Source organism: Streptomyces sp. WAC04114 (assembly GCF_019733245.1).
GTDB lineage: Bacteria > Actinomycetota > Actinomycetes > Streptomycetales > Streptomycetaceae > Streptomyces > Streptomyces massasporeus_A.
The window spans coordinates 1-2,232 of the sequence record NZ_JAIGQA010000345.1; the positions used below are offsets into that span (position 1 = coordinate 1).

Genomic DNA, 2,232 nt, shown 5'->3' on the forward strand with positions numbered 1-2,232 from the left:
TTCATAGTGTTTCGGTGGTTATAGCGTAGGGGAAACGCCCGGTTACATTCCGAACCCGGAAGCTAAGCCTTACAGCGCCGATGGTACTGCAGGGGGGACCCTGTGGGAGAGTAGGACGCCGCCGAACAATTTTTGGGAAAACCCCCGCATCTTCGGATGCGGGGGTTTTCTGCGTTCAGGGTCGAATTCATTCAGGACGGCTGCACCAGTTTTGTGTCGTACGCCAGGATGACCGCCTGAACGCGGTCCCGGGAACCGGTCTTCGCCAGGATGCGGCCCACGTGGGTCTTCACCGTCGACTCGGCCAGGTGGAGGCGTGTGGCGATCTCCGTGTTGGTCCAGCCCTGGCCGATGACCGTGAGGATCTCGCGTTCCCGGTCGGTGAGGGACGAGAGGCGGGCGTCCTCCGGTGTCCCTTCCTGTGCCGTGGGGTCGGTCGGGAGATGGTGGACGTAAGCGTCCAGGAGGCGGCGGGTCAGGCTGGGGGCGACGACCGCGTCGCCCGTGGCGACCGCGCGGATGCCGGCCAGGAGTTCCTCGGGCTGGGCGTCCTTGACGAGGAAGCCGGAGGCGCCCGCGCGGAGGCCGGCGTAGGCGTACTCGTCCAGGTCGAAGGTGGTGACGATCAGGATGCGGGTGCGGTCGCCGGCGGCGGTGATGCGGCGGGTCGCCTCGATGCCGTCGAGGCCGGGCATGCGGATGTCCATGAGGACGACATCGGGATGGAGCTCGGCGGTCATGCGGACCGCTTCGCTGCCATTCGCCGCCTCGCCGACGACCGTCATGTCGTCCTGGCTCTCCAGCAGCATGCGGGAGCCGAAGCGCTGGAGGGGCTGGTCGTCGGCTATCAGGACCGTGGTCACTGCGGGGATTCCTCCGGGAGACGTAGGCGGACGCGCCAGCCCTGCTCCGGGTGGGGGCAAGGGCCGGCCTCAAGTGTGCCGCCGTACAGGGCGGTTCGCTCGCGCATTCCGGGCAGCCCGCGGCCACTCCGGGAGGTTCCTTCGGTGGCGCTGCCGTGGCCGGTGTCCGTGATCGTGACGGTGACCGCGGCCTTCTCCTCGTAGGAGAGCTCTATGCGGGCGGTGGCGTCGGGGCCGCCGTGCTTGAGGGTGTTGGTGAGGGCTTCCTGGATGACGCGGTAGACGGTGAGTTGGCGGCCCGGGGGGAGGCTCGGGCTGCCGTGGGTGGTGGTGCTGACGGGGAGGCCGGCGGAGCGTACGCCGTCGAGGAGCTGGTGGAGGTCGGTGAGACCGGGCTGGGGGGTGAGGTCGGCTTGTTGCTTCTCTTCCTCGCGCAGGACGTCGAGGAGGCGGCGGAGTTCGGTCAGGGCCTGGCGGCTGGTGGTGGCGATGGCGTCGAGGGCCTGGGCCGCGCGTTCGGGGGACTTGGCGGCGGCGTAACGGCCGCCGTCGGCGAGGCCGGTGATGACGGAGAGGTTGTGTCCGATGATGTCGTGCATCTCGCGGGCGATGCGAGCGCGTTCGGCTGCCGTCGCGAGCTGGGCCTGCTGGTCGCGTTCGGTCTCCAGGCGGCGGGCGCGGTCCTCCAGGGCCTCGGTGTAGGTGCGGCGGGTACGGACCGTGACGCCGATGAGGGCGGCCACGGTGACGGACATCAGGTGTGAGCCGATCTGCTGGTCCCACGTGCCCTCTCCTTGGCGGAAGGCCGACAGGAGGACCGGGCCGATCACCAGGGATGTCGCCCACCACAGGTCGCGCAGGGGGCGGCGCAGGGCGAGGTGGTAGACGAGGACCAGTTGGAGCAGGGCGGCCTGCAGGGCGGCGCCTGTCCAGGCGTTGAGGAGGGCGAAGGGCGCCATGGCGGCCAGGGCCGTTCCGGGGTGGGTGCGGCGCCAGAGGAGCGGGACCGAGAGGCCGAGGCTCAGGGGGAGGAGCAGCCAGCCGGGGACGTCGAGTTGGTGGGCGTTGTTGCGCCAGCCACCGCCGGTGTAGTCGATCAGGGCGGCCGTCACCCAGAAGCCGGTGAAGGGCAGGTCCCACACGAGGGGGCGGCGTCGGTCGAAGGCGCGCACCCGGTGGGCGAGGCGCTGGGCGTATTCGGTGAGGGGCTCCGGCGCCCGGTTGTCCGTCACGGGGTCCATCGTGCGGGATCCGGTGCCGGGCGGCACGTGTCTGCGCGGGGGCGGACGGCGTCGTCCACGTCGGCGTGGTGGTGGGGCGGTTCGTGTGCCGGCGGCATGCTTCGATGCTCGCGTGTGCGGGGGTGGGG

At 70.5% G+C, this 2,232-nt stretch carries 2 protein-coding genes and 1 rRNA gene; 1 reads left to right on the plus strand and 2 read right to left on the minus strand.

Annotated features, from left to right (window positions below):
• Nucleotides 1-10: 10 nt before the first annotated feature.
• Nucleotides 11-127, plus strand: a 5S ribosomal RNA gene (gene rrf / locus K4G64_RS39025).
• Nucleotides 128-191: 64 nt separating this feature from the next.
• Here the strand turns inward: rrf and K4G64_RS39030 are convergent.
• Together K4G64_RS39030 and K4G64_RS39035 are read right to left on the minus strand one after the other, a co-directional pair.
• Nucleotides 192-863: a response regulator transcription factor gene (locus K4G64_RS39030; RefSeq protein ID WP_221760583.1), complete on the minus strand. Its 672-nt coding sequence runs from the start codon at nucleotides 861-863 to the stop codon at nucleotides 192-194.
• Nucleotides 860-2,104: a sensor histidine kinase gene (locus tag K4G64_RS39035; RefSeq protein ID WP_221760584.1), complete on the minus strand. Its 1,245-nt coding sequence runs from the start codon at nucleotides 2,102-2,104 to the stop codon at nucleotides 860-862. The genes K4G64_RS39030 and K4G64_RS39035 overlap by 4 nt, the downstream gene beginning before the upstream one ends.
• Nucleotides 2,105-2,232 lie beyond the last annotated feature (128 nt).

What these genes read in the sequence shown, in the direction of transcription:
- K4G64_RS39035 (WP_221760584.1), bottom strand. Translation starts at nt 2,104, where the DNA reads ATGGACCCCGTGACGGACAACCGGGCGCCGGAGCCCCTCACCGAATAC.